Consider the following 2,694-nt stretch of genomic DNA (forward strand, 5'->3'; position numbering starts at 1 on the left):
TGTTCGCGTCGCCGATCACCGGCGCGTTGACGGGTTCGGTCGCCGACGCCGCGGCAGCCACGGCCGCGGCCTCGTTCTTCGGGTTCTGGCGATCGACGAGGAAGAAGTCGAGCACGCGGCGCGCGATCGGGCCGGCGGCCTGCGCACCCCAGCCGCCGTTCTCGACGACCAGCGCGACAGCGATCTGCGGATGGTCGACCGGCGCGTAGGCGATGAACAGCGCGTGGTCGCGCAGGTGCTCGGCGAGCAGGTGGCCCTTGTAGTTGGAGCCTTGCAGCGAGAACACCTGCGCGGTACCGGTCTTGCCGGCGGCGAGGTACGGCGCGCCGCGGAACACCTTGTACGCGGTGCCGGACGGGTTCTCGATCACGTTCTCCATCCCGCGCTTCACGACGTCGATGTCGGCCTGCTTGAGCGGGATCACTTCGCTTTCCTTCGGCACGGTCAGGCGGCGCCCGCGCGTGATCGGATCCTCGACTTCCTTCACGAGGTGGGGCTTCATCACGACGCCGTTGTTCGCGAGCGTCGCGGTCGCGTGCGCGAGCTGCAGGATCGTGAACGAGTTGTAGCCCTGGCCGATCCCGAGGCTGATCGTCTCGCCGTCGAACCACTTCTGCTGCGCGGCCTTCTTGAACGCCTTCTTCTTCCAGTCGGTCGACGGCAGGATCCCGCGCGCCTCGCCCTGGATGTCGATCCCGGTGATCTGGCCGAAGCCGAACGGCTTCATGAAGTTCGCGATCGAGTTCACGCCGAGGTCGCGCGCGAGCATGTAGAAGTAGGTGTCGTTCGACACCATGATCGCCTTGTTCATGTCGACCCAGCCCTGGCCCGAGCGCACGTCGTTGCGGAACGTGTGGCCGCCGAACGTGAAGTAGCCGGGATCCTGGAAGCCCCAGCCCGGCGTGCGCTTGCCGAGCGTCAGGCCGGCGAGCGCCATGAACGGCTTGTACGTCGAGCCGGGCGGGTAGGTGCCGTGCAGCGGGCGGTTCAGCAGCGGCTTGTCGGTCGAGTTGTTCAGCTCGTCCCAGGTCTGCTGGTCGATGCCGTCGACGAACGAGTTCGGGTCGAAGCTCGGTGACGACACGAACGCGAGCACGTCGCCCGTCTTCGGCTCGATCGCGACGAGCGCGCCGCGCTTGCCGGCGAACGCCTGCTCGGCGACCTGTTGCAGCCCGATGTCGAGCGACAGCACGAGGTTGTTGCCGGGCGTCGCCTGCGTGCGCGACAGCGTGCGCACGGGCCGGCCGCCGGCCGTCACCTCGACTTCCTCGAAGCCCGTCAGCCCGTGCAGCTCGGTCTCGTAGCTCTGCTCGACGCCGATCTTGCCGATGTAGTCGGTGCCCTTGTAGTTGTTCGCGTCGCGGCGCGGATCGTAGTTTTCCTGGTCGCTGTCGTTGTCGTCGCTCATCGCGTCGATGCGATCCTGGTCGCGCTTCGAAATCCGGCCGATGTAGCCGATCACGTGTGCGGCCGTCGTGCCGAGCGGATATTGGCGGAACAGCCGCGCGCGCACGTCGACGCCGGGGAAGCGGAAACGCTGCGCGGTGAAGCGCGCGACTTCCGCGTCGGTGAGCCGCGTGCGGATCGGCAGGCTCTCGAAGTTCTTCGAATCTTCCTGCAGCTTCTTGAAGCGGCGGCGGTCGCGCGCGTCGATCGGGATGATCTCGGACAGCTTGTCGATCGTGTTGTCGAGCGTGCCGTCGAGCTTCGACGGCGTGATCTCGAGCGTATAGGCCGAATAGTTCTTCGCGAGGATCACGCCGTTGCGGTCGGTGATGATCCCGCGGTTCGGCACGATCGGCGCAACGGAGATGCGGTTTTCCTCGGCCTGCAGCGCGTATTTGCCGTGCTGCATCAGCTGCAGGTAGAAGAAGCGGCTCGCGAGCAGCCCGAAGCAGACGAACACGAACACGCCCGCCGCCGCGACGCGCAGGCGGAACTTCGAGAGCTGCTGTTGAGTGTCGTTGAATTCGGTCATGCGATTAGGAGCGATCTGACCCACGCACGCCGTGCGGGCGCGGGCGAGGTGCCGCCCCGGAGCGCGGCGCGCGGCGGGCGTGGAGGCGGCGGGTATTCAAGGCAGGCCCCTGGCTCAGATGGGGCGCGTATCGTCCGGATCGACCGGGCGGCGTTGCGGCATCAGCAGCAGGTGGCTCGCGATCGGCCACAGCGCGGCCTCGACGAAGCCGTCGACCAGATAGCGCCAGCCCGGGAACGCGGCGCCCATCACGAGGCGGATCACGAACGGTACGAGCTGCGCGACGACCAGCAACGGCGTGACGTACAGCACCTGCACGCCGATCGGCATCCACAGCACGCGGCGGTGGATCGTGATCGCGCCGTACGACAGCAGCGTATAGGCGAGCGCATGCTCGCCGAGCAGCCCCGCGTCATGCACGTCCATCAGGATGCCGAGCGTGAATGCGACGCCCATCCCGACCTTGCGCGGCTGGTGGATGTTCCAGAACAGCAGCACGAGCGCGACGAAGTCGGGCACGCCGGGCAGGCGGCCCCACGGCATCAGGTTCAGCAGGAACGCGGCGGCGAGGCTGAAGACGATGAAGTACGGGTTGACCGGCTGCAGGATGTATTGCGGGCGATTCATCGCTGGGCTCCTGATTGCCCGGCCGCGGGCTTCGCGGGCGTGGCGGCGGGCTTGGCTGGAGCGGCCGGTGCCGCAGGCGCGGGCTTCGC

General features: G+C 67.6%; 2 protein-coding genes. Both read right to left on the reverse strand.

The genetic code is table 11. The annotated features are described in order from the left end of the window. On the reverse strand, positions 1–1,978 hold a 1,978-nt coding region (gene mrdA, locus G3O06_RS47475; protein ID WP_205820220.1), incomplete at its 3' end, for a penicillin-binding protein 2. A 114-nt stretch (positions 1,979–2,092) separates the two neighbouring features. Continuing rightward, a complete protein-coding gene (gene mreD, locus G3O06_RS47480; RefSeq protein ID WP_129513251.1) occupies positions 2,093–2,605 on the reverse strand; it encodes a rod shape-determining protein MreD in 513 nt (170 codons plus the stop codon). Positions 2,606–2,694: the final 89 nt, after the last annotated feature.

Source organism: Burkholderia sp. Ac-20345 (genome assembly GCF_017104825.1).
In the GTDB taxonomy this organism is placed as follows: domain Bacteria; phylum Pseudomonadota; class Gammaproteobacteria; order Burkholderiales; family Burkholderiaceae; genus Burkholderia; species Burkholderia lata_B.

Excerpts from the sequence above, each read along its gene's own strand:
- mreD (WP_129513251.1), bottom strand. The coding sequence starts at position 2,605 with ATGAATCGCCCGCAATACATCCTGCAGCCGGTCAACCCGTACTTCATC.